The organism is Novosphingobium sp. NFX11 (assembly GCF_057376415.1).
Genome location: NZ_CP080385.1, coordinates 955,865 through 971,095 on the forward strand (window position 1 = coordinate 955,865; position 15,231 = coordinate 971,095).

The following is a 15,231-nucleotide window of genomic DNA, read 5'->3' on the forward strand; positions in this document are numbered from 1 at the left end:
CGGGCGGGCCGGGTCGTTGCATCAGTCCTCGGGCTGCCAGTACATGAAGCCCATGCCCTCGCCGGTGCCGGCCTCGGTGCGCCAGCACGGCACGTAATCCACCAGCGTCATCTGCGCGCCGGTCTGCTGCAGCGCCATCATGACGATCGAGTAGATCTTCACCTCCGACGTGCCTGACTGGTAATAGCCGTCGGGGATCGCCGCGAGGCCCTCGTAATCGTAGGCGGCGAGCTTCTCCATCACGTCGCGGTCGAACGCCTCGTCGTTGACGAAGTGCGAAAGCCCGCCCGACGCGATCACTGCGACGCGGATGTCGTCCGGCCACGCTTCGATCGACTCCCGCAACACGCGGCCGAACTCGATGCAGCGCGCCATCGAAGGCTGGGTCGGCGGGTAGAACAAGTTGAACAGCACCGGCACGTGCGGTGGCACATCGTCGCCCATGATCTGGTGATAGACGAAGCTGTAGGCGTGCGGGACCACCGGGTAGTCCGGCGCATAGCCCTGGCGCTTTTCCATCCAGGTATTCTGCGGCCAGGCCTGCAGATCGTTGAGGTCGAAGTTCTCTTCCTGGAACTTCTTGATCAGATAAGTCGCGAATTCAGGATAAGCCTTGTGCACGACATGGTGATCAGGCGCATAGACGGCACGCTGCGGCGGACCATTGTGGACTTCCGCGCCGGTGTAGATGGTGATCGAGGGCGACTGGTCGGGCCAGATTTCCTTCTGGTCCTTGCCCAGCACGATGCACACGTCGATCTCCGCGCGCTGGTAGGCGGCGGCCATCTCGTCGAGCGCGGCACGGCAGCGGGCGGCGCGGGTCGTGCGTTCTTCCAGCGTCAGGAAGGGCGCGAAGGCGGCGCGGCGCTCGGCCTCCAGCTCGGAATAGGTCCAGGTCCGACCCTGATACCACAGTTCGGGGTTGTTGCGATCCCGCTGCCCGTTGGTCAGCCAATCCTCCGGGGCCTGACCCAGCATCCCGCTGTGCGGAACCGCCATGCCGAATACGATCTGCGCCATTACATCCTTATCCCATCAAAATAGAGCGTGCGATCCTGCGCCAGGATCTAGAAGCGCGCGGGAGCCACCGCCAATCCAATGTGTGCCCCGGGTGATTGCATCGCTTGCCTTACTCGCCGATTTCGAGCGCGACCTTGGGCGCCCATTGCGGGCGCAACAGAATCCATGTCGCGGCGGCGCCGATGATCAGGAACACGAAGATCACCAGCATCGGCAGGTCGTAGCTGCCGCTCACATGGAGCAGCCAGCCCGACAAGCCCGCGGCGACACCGCCGGCAAGGCTGGTGGCGACCTGCTGCACGCCCGTCGCCAGGCCGATCGCCGGCTTGGGGATCAGAGTAAGGCGGCACAGCGCCAAATTGTTAGCGGTGGCGAGGCCCAGGAATGAAAGCGAGAAGACGTTCCAGAACAGCGCCGCGTTCAGGGAATCCGCATGGGCGCCCAGCAGCACCGTGCAGGCCCCCACGAAACCAGCGATGACGAAGGCCTTGCGCACGAAGACCGGGTCACCGCCGCGCGCGATCAGCCTGTCGGCGATCCAGCCAGCGATGACGGCGACGATCGCTATCCCTGCAAAGCTGAAGAAGGTGAACAGCCCCGAACGTTCCAGCGAGAGGCCGCGCTGCTCCACGAGGTAGGCCGGCATCCACGTCATGCAGAAGAACGTGAAGTAGCCGTAGCAGAAGTTCACGATCATCGTGCCCCAGATCAGCGGGCTGGCAAGGATGCTGGCGAACGTCACCGAGGAAGCCTTGCGGCGGATTTCCGCCATGTCCTCGCGGCGCGGCAGATCGCTCTTGACCAGGAACATCCACGGCAACAGCCAGACGAGGCCGACCGCGCCGGTCAGGATGAACATCACCCGCCAGTCGTAGGCGGTGATCAGCCAGGCCGCGATCGGCGCGCCTATAGCCGGGCCAAACTTGTTGCCCATCGCGAAGATCCCCACGGCGGTGCCGTTCTGGCCTTCCTTGAAGTTGTTGCAGATCCAGCGATAGCTGGCGGGCATCACCACTGCCTCGGCGGCGCCGACAATCACCCGCATCAACACCAGCGCGAACAGGGTGGAGATGAACCCGGTCAGCGCCGTCGCCGCGCACCACAGCACGAAGCAGGTTGTATAGGGCGTCTTCACCCCGTAGCGATCGACGATCCAGCCCGCCGGTATCTGGATCAGACCGTAGGACCAGAAGAAGGCCGAATTGACCAGTCCGCGATCCACGCTGGTCATCCCGAAGTGCTGCACGAACGGCGCATCCGCCAGCGCCGAGGAAATACTCGTGCGGTCGACGAAGGCGATCATCACGCCGAGCGCAAGGAGGAACAGCACGGCCCAAGGCGTAGCTGCGGGCAGTGCCACTCTCTGCGCCTCGGCAGGCGGCCTCGATTGTTCGATTGCCTTGGCCATTTCGGTCCTCTCCACGTTTTTCAACTTCGACTGCGCGCCGGCGATCGTCAATCTGCCAGGGCCGGGTAGAGCTTCTGCGCGGTCTTCGCGAATATCCATTCGCGGTCCTCGTCAGACAGGCAGGCGAGGCGCGCCTGGGCGGTTGCCTTGATCTCGCCCAGTGTGCCGGGCGAAGTCGGATAATTAGAGCCCCAGGCCAGGCGCTGCGCACCAAACGCATCGACGAACTTGGGAAACAGCGTCTCGGCTGTGGCGGACCCCTTGACGGAGTCGCCCATGATGCGCGGGGTCAGCTTGAAGAAAATGTTCTCCACGGGCGCGAGGTCGAAGAGGCTTTGCGCGGCGGCATAAGGCGGCCCGTCGCTCACGTCCGGACGGCCGAGGTGATCGAGGATGATCGGCACGTTCGGGAAGCGCCGGGCCAGCGCGGTCACGGCGGCGAGGCCGACCGGGCCGGTCTGGATGCACATGGTCAGACCCAGTTCGGCCAGCAGTTCCCACGCCGGGTAGGCGCGCGGATCGTCGAGTTCGCTGGGGTCGAAGTCCTTGGTCGAGCCGCCGGTGAAGACGCGCAGGCCTGCCAGCCCCTTATCCACCCAGCCACGGATGGTATCGACGGCATCTGGTGCAAGCACGTCCACCGATCCCACCGCGATCAGACGGCCCGGATAGCGGTTGCAGGCATCGACGACATAGCTGTTGTCGAACCCGTAGGTGGTCGAGGAGTGGACTACCGCCGCCTTGGCGACGCCGGCCTCGTCCATCGAGGCTATCAGCGTCTCGACCGTGCTTGGCCGCTCCTGCGACCAGTCCGAACGCAGGCCGAACAGCGGCGCGGGGGGATAGGCGGCCTCGTCGTCCGAAATGACGTGAGGATGGATATCGACGAATGGGGAAGTCATGCACCTGTCTCCTGCCAAGGGCGCTGCGCGCGCCTCGGGTGCCTTTGTTGTCGTCGGTGTTGTGGGGCCGGCATCGGACCGGCAGGGAGTTGATAGTCAGCCGCGAGGGATAACTTGTGGGCTTCGAGGGTGGGCTAGTGCCGTGCATCCCAAACATTGGAACACGCCAGCACCCCGAGCTTGTTTCTGCGTCACTGGGGTCGGCGTGCCGGGAGGAGGTTCACTTTCCCTCCCCCGATCCACCTTTTAAAGCCCTTTCGCCTTCAGACGCGCGTCGAGACGCGGGTAGACACGGCGGGCGTTGTCTTCATAGATCGCCTTGCGATCGGAGTCGGAAAGTAGCTCGCAAGCATCGACGTAGCGCTTGGTGTCGTCGAAGTATTCGCCCGTATTCGGATCGCGCCCGCGCACCGCGCCGATCATCTCGGAACCGAACAGCACATTCGACGTCGGCACTACCTTGGTCAGCAGTTCCACACCGGGATGATGGTAGACGCAGGTATCGAAGTAGATGTTGTCGAGCAACCCTTCGAGGGGGCGGTCCATCATCTCCAGCGACATGCCGCGATAGCGGCCCCAGTGGTACGGCACCGCGCCGCCGCCGTGTGGAATAACCAGGCGCAGCGTCGGAAAGTCCTTGAACAGATCGCTCTGCAGGATCTGCATGAACACCGAGGTATCGGCGTTCAGGTAATGCGCGCCGGTGCCGTGGAAGTTGGGATTGCACGAGGCGGCGACGTGGACCATGCCCGGTACGTCGAGATCGCACAGCGCCTCGAACAGCGGATACCACTCGCGGTCAGTAAAGGGCTTGCCGGTCCAGTAACCGCCGGTCGGGTCCGGGTTGATGTTGACGCCCACGAAGCCCAGTTCCTCCACCACACGGCGCAGTTCCGGGATCGAGTTCTTCGGCGGCGCGGCAGGGCTCTGCGGCAGCATCGCGACGGGCACGAAGTTGTCCGGGTACATCTCGGTGACGCGGTAGACCAGGTCGTTGGAGATGGTCGCCCATTCCAGGCTGGTGCGCTCGTTGCCGAGGTGATGGCTCATCAGGCCTGCGATCGGCGAGAACAGCGTGAAATCGCTGCCACGCTCCTGCTGTAGCTTGAGCTGGCCGCCTTCGATGCCCTCGCGGATCTGCTCGTCGGTGACATGGGCGTCGGCGAGGGCGGGCGCGTTGGCCTCGTCGTCCGCGGCGGCGACCTGCGCGGCGCGCCAATCGCGGAAGTGCTTGGGCACGGTCGTGAAATGACCGTGGCAATCGATGATCATGGGATTCTCCGTGGGTTTCCTGAAAGACGCCGGCTCAGACGCGAACGGGCGCCTTGAGCGGATCGACGAAGAGTTCTTCCATCGACATACGGCGCGGGGTCAGGCCCTGCTTGAAGGCAGTCTGCTCCAGCGCCTCGATCGTCGCGCGGTTCTCCTCGATGCCGTAGGGCAGCGGGTCGGGACCGACGATCTTCTGTAGCGCGCGGTACTTGTCGGCACCGCCGCCGGTCGCCTCGCCGGAATCGAGCTTTGCCAGCCATTCCTCCTTGGCGCGGGTAAAGGCGTCGTTGAGCGAGCGGGCGATCCAGGGGTGCTCCGCCAGGATCGGATCTTTGATCACGATCGTGCCGTGCATCGGGTAGACGCCAGTGCGTGCGTAGTATTCGGCTTCGGCCTCGGCGGCATTGGGGATGAGATCGACGTAGGCGCTGGTATCGACTTCCTGCCAGCCGCCGGTCGGCGCGCCGGTGCGGCCGATGCCTGCCGCCGCCTCGACCCCGGCCTGGATCTCGTCTGCTGCCATCATGTCCGCCAGCGAGCGGCCTTCGGGCGCGTGCTGGACGTTGGCCGGTAGCTGGAGTTGGGTGACGTGCTCCTCGTCGTCGACGATCCAGGTGACCTTGGAATTGTCCATGCCGTATTCGTCGATGAAGACCTGGCGGATCCATACGCCGGTCGTCACCGAGTAGGCGCGCACGCCGACCTTCCGGCCTTCCAGGTCCTTGGGAGAGTTGATGCCGGAATCGGGCTTCACCAGCATGCCGCCGTGGTGGAAGCGGCGCACCACGAAGATCGGCAGGCCGACGAACGGCGCCCCGTAAGCGCGGGCAATGATGTAAGTGGTCGGCGCCAGCTCGCACACGTCGAACTCGACATCGCGCACCATCCGACGGAAGGCGCCGATCTGCGGCTTGACGGTGATGAACTCGGGCTCGACCCCTTCGATCTTGATGCTGCCGTCGCGGATAGCGGACGTGTGCGGATGTTCGGCAATCGCCAGCTTAAGGCGGACTTTCTGGCTCAAGGTCGCTCTCCTTGGGATGAGTTTAAGGACGACAACGGCGTGCTTGTGCAACGTCCGAAACGCTTGTCCGCGAAAAGCATCGCCTACCCCTCTTAAGTCAACGCGCACCGCTCCGGAACCAAGCGGCACCGGCGCACAATTTATAGTCCCGCCGGTTCCGCCGGACCGCGCAGGCGATAGGATTCACGCCGATCAGGATATAATTTTTGCGCATCCAGCAATAGGTTCATCGGTGCTGGAATCCGCTGATGGTGCACTGCGGAGTCAGGGTATCGCGGGCGAGACAGAGATCATAACATCCACAATCTAAAAGATCTTTTTACTTCTCTTCGTCGTTGTGCCGCTACCTTGCCTCGATGTCATGATGCAGCCGCGAAAGCCTTTCGACCCCCTGCCCTGGGTTGTCGAACCGATAAATTTCGCGCTACCGAGCACGTCGAGAGAGGATCATACAAATGACCAAGTCATCGAGCCAGGAACGGGCCCAGAGCCTCAGCTTCCGCCAGCTTCGTCTGTTCGAGGCCATCGGCGACCTCAAGAGCGTCCGCCGCGCCTCGGAGGCATGCAGCCTGTCGCAGCCCGCGGTCACGCAGGCCCTCGCCAAGATGGAGGTGCAGCTGGGCGCAACTCTCGTCGACCGGCGCGCCAGCGGCAGCTACCTTAACGAATACGGCCTCGTGTTCCATGCCCGCGTGAAGCGCTTCTTCGAACAGACCGAGCGCGCGATCATCGAGATCGGGGCAGCGATAAACGGCGAAGCAGCGCGTGCCATGACCAACCGCCTCTCACGCTCGCAGCTGCGCACGCTGGTTGGCGTTATGGAGCATGGCTCGTTCGAACAGGCGAGCGACAGCTTCGACATCTCCGCCGCCTCGCTCCAACGCGCCGCCCGGGATTTGCAGGGGAACCTCCACGTCTCGCTGTTCTATCGCACCGCCGCCGGCATGCTGGTCAGCCCGCAGGGCATGAAGCTGGGCCTGCTCGTCAAGCTGGCGCTCCAAGAGATCGAACTGGGCGTGATGGAAGTCGATTCTGCTCTCGACGGCAGCACGACGCCGGTGGTGATCGGCGCGATGCCGTTCGGCGGCACCGTGCTGCTGGCCTCGGTGCTGGACCGTTTCCTCGAACGTCACCCCTGTGCCGACGTGCGGATCACGAACGAAGGCGCAGTTGAAATGTACAAGTGCCTGCGCGCCGGGGACGTGGATTTCGTGGTGGGGCTCCTGCCCGAAGAGACACCTGCCGAGTTGGTGTGCGAACCGCTAGTCGCGACGCCTTATGCCGTCGTCGCCCGCCAGGGTCACCCCTTGGCCCGTGCCGGGAAAGTGACCATCGAGGAACTGATGGCGTACGATTGGATCACCGGCACGCCCGGATCCAGTCGCCGCGCATGCTTTGACCGCATCTTCGAGGGCACGCATGGCCCGCAGACCCATGTTGCTACCTGCGCCCTGCCGGTGATCCGCCATCTGCTAAAAGGCAGCGACCGGCTGACGCTGATGACGTCCTATGAGCTGACCCATGAAGAAGGTCTTCGCACACTGCACTGCAGCCCGATCGAACCCGTCCCCGCAATCGGCATCACCACCCGCGCCGACTGGCTTCCAACGCCGGTCCAGTCGGACTTCATCGAAGTGATCCGCGCCCATGCGAATGCCCCGGTGCCCAAGCTCCGGAAGGCGGGGTAGACGCCAAGGCCGTCGAGCCCCCAACCCTTGTCCAGCGTTCAATCGACGAACCGAGGCACACCCAGTGGGTTATCGCTACGAATGATCTGCGGCAGCAGCGCATCCGGCGGATCCTGGTAGCACACCGGCCGCAGGAAACGCTTGATCGCTGCCGTGCCCACTGAAGTCGTGCGCGTGTCTGAAGTCGCCGGAAATGGTCCGCCGTGCACCATTGCGCGGCTTACTTCGACACCGGTCGGCCAGCCGTTAGCGAGGATACGTCCGACCTTTCGTTCGAGGAGCGGCAGCATCGTTCGTGCGGCTTCAATATCGCCATCGTCCATCTGCAAGGTCGCGGTGAGTTGCCCCTCCATCGCGGCAAGAACCGTCCGCATTTCGCCGAGCGACGTGCACCGCACGATGATGGACGCCGCACCGAACACCGCCACCGGACCGATTGCGATGCGGCGCTGACGCAGGTTCGCACGAGGAGGATTGCGGTTGGGCAGAGCGCGCTCAATGACGACGCCGGCCCGCGCCTTCACGCAGCAATTTGGCAAGAGACGCAGTTGCCCGGTCGTGCGGCCACGCTCCCCGGTCAGGCGTGCGAGTGGCAATCCGGATTCGGCCATGGCCCGCTCGATCAGTGGCTCACCGATGCCCTCGACCCGCACTGAGACTTCTTCAAGAAAGTGCGCGCGGGCCTCTGGCACGATCTTGCGGAAGACATCGAAAGCCGCGTCGGCGAGCGCGCAGGCCCGGGCAACATTGTCCAAAGTAGCGATGCTGAAAAGGGGGTTCCATGGCCTCTGCACGGGCGGGGTCAACCGCGTGAAACTTCTCGCCGCGCGCGACCGCGCTGGCGCCGACCAGGAAAGTGCCGTCCATGTTTGTTTGCTATCCAATACCATTGAAATCGCGATCGAGGCGCACCTGAGGCATTTGTCGCCCCATCGCGCTTGCCTGCGCGGTATTCCGATTGCACCCCTGCCAAGACTTATCACCCATGCACGGCCGGCTCGGTCAAAGCGAAGCAGCTTACCGAGGAGATCACAATCATGCCCGCGACCCTCACCCCGCGAACTGACAATACCCACCACCGACGGCGCCTGCCCCGCGACGCTGCATTACCCCGAAACGCCAGGGGCTTTTCCGGCCGTGATTTTATTCATGGACGGGCCGGGCATCCGGCCGGCCATCCGGGAAATGGCCGATCGCCTCGCGGCATCCGGCTATGCAGTGCTGCTTCCTGATCTGTTTTACCGCGCAGGGCCTTATGCGCCGGTCGATCCCAAGATCGTATTCACCGACCCCGCCCTGCGCGCCGCCCACCGCCAAAACTACATGACCACCGCCACGCCGGGCAATGTGATGGCCGACACTGCCGCTGTGATCGCCGCGATCGATTGCCTTCCGGAAACGGCCAATGGGGCGATCGGGGTCGTCGGTTATTGCATGGGCGGACGGCTTGCCCTGATTGCGGCGGCCTGGCATCCGACGCGCCGTAGAGCCCTCACCGTCTAGCTGCGCAGATCAAGGCCTGTGTCTATGTCGGCAGCGCGATCGAGGACGACAATTTCACCGACGCGCAAAAGGCCACGCTGGTGGCGGCATTAGAAGCCGCCGGGGTCGATCACAAAGTCGAGACCTACCCGGCCAGGCACGGCTGGGGTCCGCGCGACACCGCGGCTCACAGCCGTGCGCCACTGGCAGACGCTGGTCCCGTTCCTCGACGCGGCGCTTAAACCGGAGGCCTGAACAGTGGCAGGAGGGCGTAACGGCAACGCTCCTCCCTTCCTCCGGCACAATTTCAGAGCAGCGACCTGTCGATATAGAGCGGCATCAGATCCTCCCACTTGCTGTCCGTGAGGATCCGCTTGTTGCGCCCGTCTGCGTCCATAACGTAAATCTGGCCATACTGCTGGAAGGTATTGTCGTAGAGCGCCGCTTCATCGCGGAATCCATGCGCCGACCCGCTCCACATGATGCGACCGTCCGGCGCCCATACCGCGTGGCCATCGCTCTCCTTGCCGGTTGTGAGTTCCTTATACCCGGACCCATCGGGTCTGATCGTCGCGATCTGGAACGTGGTGCCATCGACCTTACGGGTGAAAACGATCCGTTTCCCATCGGGCGACCATCCCGGAAGATTGTCGAGCTCCTTGGTAAGGACGCGCACTTTTCGTGTCGTCAGGTTCAATATCCGCAGGCCCCGTTCGCCATCCTGACCCCACACCCGGTAGACCACTTCCTTGCCGTCCGCAGAATAGCTGGGGAAGCCGGAATGCACCAAGCCGTCGGTAAGCGGTTCGAGCCCGGTCCCGTCCTTGCGGATGCGCATCACCGTCGCCTTGGCATGGTCGCGCTCGCCGAACCAGGCGCCGACGCCAAACACGATCCACTCGCCATCAGGGGACCAACTGGGCTGGAATGCACCGGCGAGGCCCTTCTTCACCAGAACGGGATCGAGGCCCGCCTTGGTGTTGTCGAAGACGACCCTGCGCTCAGAGCCATTGGGTCTGCACGTCACGATGGAGGAGAACCCGGTCTGCTTTTCCGTAAAGGCCAGTACCCCCTGCCGCGAGAGGGTGGGAAACACGTCCATGAAGCGATAGTCGTAGTTGGGATCCCAGCTATACAGTGGCTTGTCGAGCTTGCGGACGGGCCGAAACGTCTGGATCTCGTACATTACCGAGGCCCGATCAGCCGTCCAGAAAGGCGACCGAAGGCCCTCGCGCTTGAAGCCTGGACGCCCCGAAGTATAGGCGATCCCTTCCTCGGGACCGCCTTTGACCACATAGCCGATCTCGTCCTGCGTGACATAGCAGGGCGAAACTTTGAGGCCCGGTGTGCTGGTGTGCTCGATTCGTTCGCCGCTTTCAACGTCCACCGAAACAATCTGGGAGGTGACTCTCCCGATCCATTCGGGACGTCGTGCGCCCCAGGTGGCTTCCGTCGTCAGTTCGTAGAAGGCGATTCGCCTGCCGTCCGGCGACCATGTCGGCGAACCCTGGCACCAGTCCTTGCGAGCGCTGACTTTGACGAAACCCGTCCCGTCGGGACGAATTCGGTAGATGGCCAGTTCCTGCGTATGCTCCCAGCCATGACCTTCGTCATGGCCACGCCAACTGGTGTTGCGGTCACTGGAAAAGGCGATCCATTGGCCATCGGGCGACCATGCCGGGCGATAATAGCAGTCCGGGCTGTCCGCCTCGCCGACGAGATCGCCGACGCCGGTAAGCTGGAGGAGCTTGCCGCTCGATATTTCCATGACCCAGATGTTTGCCTTGTAGCCGTTGCGGGTCGAGACAAACGCCAGATGCTTACCGTCCGGCGAAAGCGCTGCGGCATCGTCCACGCTGGGACCGCCTTCCAGGGCCCTTACCCCGGTGCCGTCGCCACGTGCCGTAAACAGGCTGGAATTGCCGTCGCCCGACCGCTCCGAGGTGAAGACCACACGTGATCCGTCACGTGAGATGGACGCATTGTAGTCGTAGGCGCTCTCGGCCAGAACCTTGCGCTCATCCGTCCCGTCGAGAGCGGCGACGTAGAGTTCGGAAACCGAAGGCGCGATGCGGTTCATCAGCATCACGCCCTTCTTCGTTGGCAGCGGCTTGGCGATACCGACCTTGCTCAGCAGTATCGAGGTCGGGACGACTGCCAGGAAATCTCTACGCTTCACTTTGCTCTCCCCTGCTATAATCCAGGCAATCTCTCGATCCCGGCCCGAGCTGTCCGCCCATTTTCGGTGCAGATGCTCTTGCTACGACAGCGGGGAGGCTTTGCACCAGCGCCATCATCGAAGTTATCAGCAAGGTTCGAGTGCCTATATCCGCTCCCTGCCTTTCCCGGATTACATCGATGCCGCGCCGCTGCCCTTTTGCAGTGTTGCACACATGGCCGGGCCCTTAAGCGGAGCCGGCGAAATATCGTAGCGGTAAAATTTACCAGCTCCCTGATGGGCTGGAGTCTGGGAGGACGACGATGAAGACCTGTACATCCGCCGCCATATCCTTGCGTCATGCCCTGATGGCGGGGGCGGCGCTCACGGCAGCGGTGCCGCAGTTCGCATCCGCGCAAGCTGGGCAATCGCAGACGGCGGACAGCAGCGGCGTCGAGGAGATCATCGTCACTGCGCAGAAGCGCATCGAGATCCGCGCAGGACGTGCCGATCGCCATCACCGCGCTCGGCACCGACCAGCTCGCCAGCGCGGGCGTCACCAGCACGCTCGACCTCAAGGCGGCGGTGCCCGCGCTCAACATCACCACCGGCACCGGCGGCATCGGCCTGCCGCGCATTCGCGGCATCGGCGCCACCGGACAGGGACCGGGGATCGAGAACCCGGTCGCGGTCTATGTCGACGGGGTCTACTACGGTGCCTCGTTCGGCATCCTGCAGAACTTCTTCGATACCGACCAGGTCGCCGTGCTGAAGGGGCCGCAGGGCACCCTGTTCGGCCGCAACGCCACCGGCGGCCTGATCCAGATGTCGACGCTGGGGCCGGACTTCGACTGGAACGGCAAGGCGGAGATCGGCTACGGCAACTACGATACCGTCCATTCCGCCGCCTACGTCTCGGGCGGGCTGACCGACACGGTCGCGATCAGCCTTTCGGGCCAGTACGACAACCAGCAGGACGGCTTCGGCAAGAACCTGCTCACCGGCAACGACATCCAGACCAGCAAGTCGTGGGCCGGCCGCGCCAAGCTGCTGTGGAAGCCGAGCGAGCTTACCAAGGTCACCCTCTCGGGCGATTTCAACGGCCGCGACGCCGCCGCACCCGCCTTCCGCAACTTCAGCACCAACGCGCTGGGGCAGGACGTGGTGCAGCAGATCATCGCCGCCGGGGGCAACCCGGAGCGCGACATCATGGCCGACGTCGACCCGGTCATGCACACCCGCGCCTGGGGCACCAGCCTGACCTTGGAGCAGGATCTGGGCGGCGTCTCGCTCAAGAGCATCACCGCCTACCGCCACTCCACCTTCGACTACAACTTCGACCCCGACGGCACCACCGTGCGCCGGATCGTGGTGGACAACCACCTCTACGACAAGCAGTTCACGCAAGAAGTGAACCTCGTCTCCGAGGCGGGCGGGCCGTTCAAGTGGGTGCTCGGCGGGTTCTACATGCACGGCAACGCGGGCAACGACGGGTCGCGCACCACCGGCTTGTTCACGTACGGCAACAACGGCTACGTGGACGACTACAATTCGATCAAGCTCGACAGCTTCGCAGGCTTCGCCGAGGGCACCTACTCGCTGGGCGACAGCACCCATGTGATCGCCGGCATACGCTACACCAGCGACAAGCGCAGCCTTTCGGCCTACGACGTATCCTTCAACGGCAATGTCCCGCCCAGCGGGTTGCTGACCGTCAGCGACACCATCAACGAGGGCAAGACCTTCAAGAAGGTGACGTGGCGCCTGTCGATCGACCACCGCTTCTCGCCGGAACTGCTCGCCTATGCCAGCTACAACCGGGGCTTCCGCTCGGGCACCTTCATCACCCAGTCGGACCCGATCGTGCTGCTGCAGCCGGAACTGGTGGACGCCTACGAAGTGGGCATCAAGTCCGACCTGTTCGGCCGCAAGGTGCGCTTCAACCTCGCCGGGTACTACTACGACGAGAAGAACATCCAGGTCATGCAGGTGATCTCGGGCGCGCAGACCGTCTACAACGCCGACGGCGCGCATATCTACGGCATCGACGCCGACCTGACCTGGCGCGTGACCAGCGACCTGCGCCTGTTCGGCGGCCTCAACTGGATGCATGCGCGCTATACCGACTTCGACACCGCGATCATCTCGACGCCCTACCCGCTCCCGGCGGGCTTCACGATCCCGACCGGGCAGACGTGCCTCGGCACCAATGGCAGCCCTTATACGCAGCTCGGCGGCAACTGCCTGCTGATCGGCGACGCATCGGGCAACAAGCTGCAGAACACGCCGACGTTCACCGCCTCGGTCGGCGGTTCGTACGACCTGCATACCGGGATCGGCAAGTTCACCCTCGCGGGCAACTACTACTACAACTCCGGCTTCGTGGGCTCGCCGGACGAGCGGGTGAAGCAGAAGGCCTACAACACCCTGGATGCGTCGCTGACCTGGCGGTCGAGCGCCGACAACCTGTTCGTGCGGTTCTGGGGCAAGAACATCACCAACGAGTTCTACCGCACCCAGATCGGCGCCACCAACAGCGGCGACAACGGCACCTACGCCGCGCCGCGCACTTATGGCGTGACCGCAGGGTTCGATTTCTGAACCTCATTCCTCCCCGAGACAAGCTTGGGGAGGGGGACCGCCCGCGAAGCGGGTGGTGGAGGGGGCGAGCCTCTCAATTCCCCCTCCGTCACCGCCTTCGGCGGCGCCACCTCCCGAGACAAGCTCGGGGAGGATTGGTCACGCGCTGCGTTTCAACGCGGCAAGCTCGCGCCGCACTTCCATGTACTTCGGCAGGACGCCGTGCGCGTAGGCAAGGAAGGTCGGCAGGCCCTGCGGGTCGATCCCGGCTTCCTGCGCATAATGCGCGATGATGGAGTCAGAGTCCTTCATGTATGCGCCCGGCGCATGCTGCACCGTCGGGAAGGTCACCTTGTCGAAGTGCGGCGCCAGTTCCGCGCGGATCGCGGCTTCGTTCGCATCGCCTTCGGAGAAGATCCGCTGCTCGAACCCGTCCAGCAGGCCCGCTTCCAGCAGGAACACGCGCAGCTTCAGACAATGCGGGCACGTCGCCTTGAGATAGAGGACGGGGCGAAAATCCTTAGTCATCGGGGGCTATGTCCTGTTCAGGGGCCGACGAACGCGACCGAAGTAGGCTTCGCGATGTCGAGATGTGCGGGCCTGAGGTCAAGACGCCCGCTCTTCGGATCGACCGCGAAGACCGCCAGGTTGCCCGATCCCTGATTGGCCACCACCAGCCACTTGCCGCTACCGTCCAGCGCGAAGCCCCATGGCACCTGCCCGCCGCAGTCCACGCCCTGCACCATCGTCAGCACGCCTCCCGCGCCGATCGCATAGACCTGAATGCGGTTCCCCGCGCGGTTTCCGGCGTATAGGAACCGTCCATCGCGCGAGACCGCCAGTTCCGACCCGCTCGGCGCGCCTGCGAAATCCGGGCCGTCGAGCGCGAGGTGCGACAATTCGGTCAGCCGCCCGTGCACCGCATCCCACGCGAAGCTGAAGATCGTGCCCGCCATCTCGGTCATCAGGAAGGCATGGCGCCCGTCCGGCGCGAAGACGATATGGCGCGGGCCGGACCCCGGCGGGAGCGTCGCGGAGGTCGCCGCGCCGCCGGCCACGGCATGAATATAGACCCGGTCCGTCCCCAGGTCGGGTGACAGCACCCAGCGGCCCGAGGGATCGACGGTCACGCCGTGCGCATGCGGCCCCTTCTGCCGCCGGTGCGGCCCGGAACCTTCGTGCGCCGCCACCCAGCCGGGCGACAGCGAACCGTCCGCCGCGACCGGGATCGCCGCGACCTGCCCGCTCCCGTAATTGGCGACGAAGACCTGCCGGCCCGCAGCGCCGAGCGCCAGATGCGTCGGCCCGCCGCCGCCCGACGCCGCACGCCCCTCGGCGGTCAGCGCGCCGCTTGCGGGATCGTATCCGAAGGCGAGCACCGCGCCTTGCGAGGCGCCGTCGTTGCCCACCTCGCTGACCGCGAACAGCCGCCGGTGGGCGGGGTCCGCCAGCACCCATGTCGGCCGCTCCACCGTCGCCGCCGTGCCGAGCGAAGTCAGCGCCCCGGTTCTGCGGTCGAGCCTGACGGCGACGATGCCCTGCCCCTGTCCCGCCTCCTGCGTACCGATGAACGCCAGTGTCCGGTCCGAGCTTACGCCAGACACCGTCTGGCAGCCGGCCAAAGTGAGACCCGCGATGCCGAGGGCGAGCGAGGTCTTGGGTATCATTGCACTTCTCCGCGCTTCCATGCCCCAGCG

Annotated in this window: 12 protein-coding genes and 1 pseudogene; 4 read left to right on the forward strand and 9 right to left on the reverse strand. The window is 64.4% G+C overall.

Annotated features, from left to right (window positions below):
- Nucleotides 1–21: 21 nt before the first annotated feature.
- The 5 genes from KZO24_RS22120 to KZO24_RS22140 form a co-directional block, all read right to left on the reverse strand.
- On the reverse strand, nt 22–1,020 hold the full coding sequence (locus KZO24_RS22120; RefSeq protein WP_271182257.1) for a DODA-type extradiol aromatic ring-opening family dioxygenase: 999 nt from the start codon (nt 1,018–1,020) through the stop codon (nt 22–24).
- A 109-nt stretch (nt 1,021–1,129) separates the two neighbouring features.
- A complete protein-coding gene (locus KZO24_RS22125) occupies nt 1,130–2,428 on the reverse strand; it encodes an MFS transporter (RefSeq protein WP_486487223.1) in 1,299 nt (432 codons plus the stop codon).
- 47 nt (nt 2,429–2,475) lie between these two features.
- On the reverse strand, nt 2,476–3,330 hold the full coding sequence (locus KZO24_RS22130; protein ID WP_271182259.1) for an amidohydrolase family protein: 855 nt from the start codon (nt 3,328–3,330) through the stop codon (nt 2,476–2,478).
- A gap of 246 nt (nt 3,331–3,576) precedes the next feature.
- Nucleotides 3,577–4,602: an amidohydrolase family protein gene (locus KZO24_RS22135; RefSeq protein WP_271182260.1), complete on the reverse strand. Its 1,026-nt coding sequence runs from the start codon at nt 4,600–4,602 to the stop codon at nt 3,577–3,579.
- Between the two features lie 34 nt (nt 4,603–4,636).
- Complete coding sequence (locus KZO24_RS22140; RefSeq protein WP_486487224.1) at nt 4,637–5,626, reverse strand: PhnD/SsuA/transferrin family substrate-binding protein; 990 nt, start codon at nt 5,624–5,626, stop codon at nt 4,637–4,639.
- Between the two features lie 455 nt (nt 5,627–6,081).
- On the opposite strand from KZO24_RS22140, the gene KZO24_RS22145 reads away from it, so the two are divergent.
- Nucleotides 6,082–7,314, forward strand: coding sequence for a LysR family transcriptional regulator (locus KZO24_RS22145; RefSeq protein WP_271182262.1), 1,233 nt, complete (start codon nt 6,082–6,084; stop codon nt 7,312–7,314).
- 38 nt (nt 7,315–7,352) lie between these two features.
- Here the strand turns inward: KZO24_RS22145 and KZO24_RS22150 are convergent.
- Nucleotides 7,353–7,736 (reverse strand): annotated as a pseudogene (locus KZO24_RS22150) (aldehyde dehydrogenase (NADP(+))); the annotation flags it as partial.
- A 388-nt stretch (nt 7,737–8,124) separates the two neighbouring features.
- Here KZO24_RS22150 and KZO24_RS22155 point away from each other — a divergent pair.
- Nucleotides 8,125–8,817, forward strand: coding sequence for a dienelactone hydrolase family protein (locus KZO24_RS22155; RefSeq protein WP_271182263.1), 693 nt, complete (start codon nt 8,125–8,127; stop codon nt 8,815–8,817).
- Between the two features lie 38 nt (nt 8,818–8,855).
- On the forward strand, nt 8,856–9,038 hold the full coding sequence (locus KZO24_RS22160; protein ID WP_373877739.1) for a hypothetical protein: 183 nt from the start codon (nt 8,856–8,858) through the stop codon (nt 9,036–9,038).
- A gap of 65 nt (nt 9,039–9,103) precedes the next feature.
- On the opposite strand, the gene KZO24_RS22165 is transcribed toward KZO24_RS22160, so the two are convergent.
- Nucleotides 9,104–10,975 carry a hypothetical protein gene (locus KZO24_RS22165; protein ID WP_486487225.1) on the reverse strand — a complete coding sequence of 624 codons (1,872 nt, stop codon included), beginning with the start codon at nt 10,973–10,975 and terminating at the stop codon, nt 9,104–9,106.
- Nucleotides 10,976–11,458: 483 nt separating this feature from the next.
- Between KZO24_RS22165 and KZO24_RS22170 the strand changes: the two genes are divergently transcribed.
- On the forward strand, nt 11,459–13,555 hold the full coding sequence (locus tag KZO24_RS22170) for a TonB-dependent receptor (protein WP_486487226.1): 2,097 nt from the start codon (nt 11,459–11,461) through the stop codon (nt 13,553–13,555).
- Nucleotides 13,556–13,693: 138 nt separating this feature from the next.
- Here the strand turns inward: KZO24_RS22170 and KZO24_RS22175 are convergent, their stop codons facing one another.
- Together KZO24_RS22175 and KZO24_RS22180 are read right to left on the reverse strand one after the other, a co-directional pair.
- Nucleotides 13,694–14,062, reverse strand: a complete 369-nt coding sequence (locus KZO24_RS22175; RefSeq protein ID WP_271182266.1) for a glutathione S-transferase N-terminal domain-containing protein — start codon at nt 14,060–14,062, stop codon at nt 13,694–13,696.
- 17 nt (nt 14,063–14,079) lie between these two features.
- Complete coding sequence (locus tag KZO24_RS22180) at nt 14,080–15,201, reverse strand: lactonase family protein (RefSeq protein WP_271182267.1); 1,122 nt, start codon at nt 15,199–15,201, stop codon at nt 14,080–14,082.
- Nucleotides 15,202–15,231: the final 30 nt, after the last annotated feature.

What these genes read in the sequence shown, in the direction of transcription:
- KZO24_RS22120 (WP_271182257.1), bottom strand. Translation starts at nt 1,020, where the DNA reads ATGGCGCAGATCGTATTCGGCATGGCGGTTCCGCACAGCGGGATGCTG.
- KZO24_RS22125 (WP_486487223.1), bottom strand. Translation starts at nt 2,428, where the DNA reads ATGGCCAAGGCAATCGAACAATCGAGGCCGCCTGCCGAGGCGCAGAGA.
- KZO24_RS22130 (WP_271182259.1), bottom strand. Translation starts at nt 3,330, where the DNA reads ATGACTTCCCCATTCGTCGATATCCATCCTCACGTCATTTCGGACGAC.
- KZO24_RS22135 (WP_271182260.1), bottom strand. Translation starts at nt 4,602, where the DNA reads ATGATCATCGATTGCCACGGTCATTTCACGACCGTGCCCAAGCACTTC.
- KZO24_RS22145 (WP_271182262.1), top strand. Translation starts at nt 6,082, where the DNA reads ATGACCAAGTCATCGAGCCAGGAACGGGCCCAGAGCCTCAGCTTCCGC.
- KZO24_RS22175 (WP_271182266.1), bottom strand. Translation starts at nt 14,062, where the DNA reads ATGACTAAGGATTTTCGCCCCGTCCTCTATCTCAAGGCGACGTGCCCG.
- KZO24_RS22180 (WP_271182267.1), bottom strand. Translation starts at nt 15,201, where the DNA reads ATGATACCCAAGACCTCGCTCGCCCTCGGCATCGCGGGTCTCACTTTG.